A 2,498-nucleotide genomic window follows, 5' to 3' on the forward strand; every position below is an offset into this window, starting at 1 on the left:
GCACCAGGAAGGCTGCCAGGGTGCTGTGGGGCTCTTCGTCGGCGGTGATCGCGGTCAGCTTGATCATCAAGTGGGCTTCGACGACCAGCTGGCGCAGCATCGTGGCCGGGTCGTCCCCATTGGGGGCGAAGCGCTCGAAGACCTGGCGCGCAATCATCACCACCTGGTCGGCAGCGGTGCGGCCACCACTCTTGCCGCCCATGCCGTCGGCCACCATCGCCAGCGCACAGCCTGGCACGCGGCCATGGGGCAGCACTTCGACCTGGTCTTGTTGGTAGGCGCGGTCGCCTTTGTGAAGGCCGGTGGCGGCGGAGAGGCGGAATCCTTGGGGGGCGGTGATCATGACCGGCAATATAAACTGCCGCCGCTGTGACCGACGCCGTAGAACCCCCCGATAACCTGCATTCTCCGCAACGCCGCCTGATCGAATTGCGGATGGAACACGCCGATCTGGACAACCTGATCGACCAGGTGGACCTGCAGGGCACCGGGGACGAGCTGACGCTGCGGCGTCTGAAGAAGCGGCGCTTGCTGCTGCGCGACCAGATCGCGCAGCTCGAGGCGCAGCTTGAACCCCCCGAACCCGCATGATGATGCCCCCACGCCCCCTTCCGGGGGCTGCCCCCCGAGGGGGCTCGCGCAGCGGACCGGCGAAGCCGGATCCGCGCACGCCACTTGAAAAGCTGCGACTCCTGCGGAGCGCAGCCAGCGGCGCGCTGCTATGACCGTAGTCGCGCAGATGGCCGGCGAGCTGCGGCTCGCGGTGGCGCAGAGCTTTGCGTCGGATGGGCCACTGGCCAGGGCGGACGGGGCGTATTTGCCGCGGGATGCGCAGTTGCAGATGGCCGAGGCGGTGGCCAGTGTCATCGATGCCAACGAGGCGCTGGTGGTCGAGGCGGGTACCGGGGTCGGCAAAACCTTTGCTTACCTTGTGCCGGTGCTGATGTCGGGCAAACGCACATTGGTGAGCACGGCGACCAAGAATTTGCAGGACCAGCTGTTCTTTCGCGACTTGCCGCGTTTGCGCGATGCCTTGGGCCTGCCGGCGACGGTGGCCCTGCTGAAAGGGCGTGGCAGCTACCTATGCCGGCATCGGCTGGCGCAGGCGCGCGAAGGCGCTGTGTTGCCGGACCGTATGGCGGTGCGCGCGCTGGCGCGCATCGAGACCTGGGCCCAGTCCACCGCCAGTGGCGACATTGGCGAGCTGGAAGGGTTGGATGAACGCTCCGAGGTGATCCCGATMGTCACTTCGACGCGTGAGAACTGCCTGGGCGGTGAATGCCCGGAGTACCACGCCTGCCATGTGATGAAGGCGCGGCGCGACGCGATGGCCGCCGACATCGTGGTCGTCAACCACCATCTGTTCTTTGCCGACTTGGCACTGCGTGACAGCGGCGTGGCCGAGCTGTTGCCGACCGTCGACGTGGCGGTGTTCGACGAAGCGCACCAGATGGTCGAGGCGGGCATCCAGTTTCTGGGCCAGACGCTGGGCACGGGCCAGGTGATCGACTTTTCGCGCGACTTGCTGGCCGCCGGCTTGCAGCACGCGCGCGGACTGCTCCCCTGGGCCGAACTGTCGGGTGCCTGCGAGAAAGCAGCGCGCGATTTGCGGCTGGCGGCAGCAGGCGAACTGCACGATGTGCGCAGCATCGTCAAACGGCGCTGGGAAGAAGCCGCGCGGGGCGATGGCCTGACCGCCGCGCTGGACACATTGGTCACCGCACTGATGACGGCTGCCGAAGCGGCCCAAGGCGTGGTCGAGTCGGCGCCCGATTTCACGAGGCTGCACGGACGCGCCAAAGAGCTGGCGGCACAGGCTGCGCGCTTCCAGAAGCCGAGCCCGGCCGACCAGGTGCGCTGGGTCGACCTGACGCCGCACCAGGCACGGCTGATCGAGTCGCCATTGGACATCCGCGCGATGATGACCCAGCAGCGCGCGGCGGCGAGCCGGGCCTGGGTTTTCACCTCGGCGACGCTGGGCGACGACGACAGCCTGAGCTGGTTCAGCGAAGCAGCTGGCCTGGAGGATGCGCGCCACCTGCGGGTGGGCAGCCCGTTCGACTACGCGGCCCACGCGCGTGTCTACGTGCCRCCGCGCTTTCCAGCGCCCAACGAGGCGTCGCACAACACGATGGTGGGCCGTGCAGCGGCCCACTGCGCCGCGGCCCTCGGTGGCCGCACCTTCGTGCTGACCACCACGCTGCGTGCGATGAAGGTTGTCGCCGAGGCCTTGACCAACGAGCTGGCCGATTTAGGGCAGCCGCTGGAGGTGCTGGTGCAAGGCACCGCGGCCAAGCGCGCGCTGCTGTCGCGCTTCCAGCAAGGGGGCAGCGTGCTTGTCGGCTCCCAAAGCTTCTGGGAGGGCATCGACGTGCCCGGCGACGCTTTGCAGTGCGTGTTGATCGACAAGCTGCCGTTCCCGCCGCCGAACGATCCGCTGGTCGAAGCCCGTGTGCGCCAGCTGAAAGAGCAGGGCCGCGACTCTTTCAACGACTACT

3 protein-coding genes are annotated in these 2,498 nt (G+C 67.8%); 2 read left to right on the forward strand and 1 reads right to left on the reverse strand.

Going from position 1 to position 2,498, the window contains the following annotated elements; all coding sequences use genetic code 11:
- On the reverse strand, nt 1–343 hold a 343-nt coding region (locus AC1DYI_RS32570; protein ID WP_477208254.1), incomplete at its 3' end, for a PP2C family protein-serine/threonine phosphatase.
- Between the two features lie 92 nt (nt 344–435).
- Between AC1DYI_RS32570 and AC1DYI_RS32575 the strand changes: the two genes are divergently transcribed.
- On the forward strand, nt 436–591 hold the full coding sequence (locus AC1DYI_RS32575) for a DUF465 domain-containing protein (RefSeq protein WP_477208256.1): 156 nt from the start codon (nt 436–438) through the stop codon (nt 589–591).
- A gap of 130 nt (nt 592–721) precedes the next feature.
- Nucleotides 722–2,498 (forward strand): ATP-dependent DNA helicase (locus tag AC1DYI_RS32580; RefSeq protein WP_477208255.1); only part of this gene is annotated, 1,777 nt, incomplete at its 3' end.

The organism is Ideonella sp. P3_A4 (genome assembly GCF_056403075.1).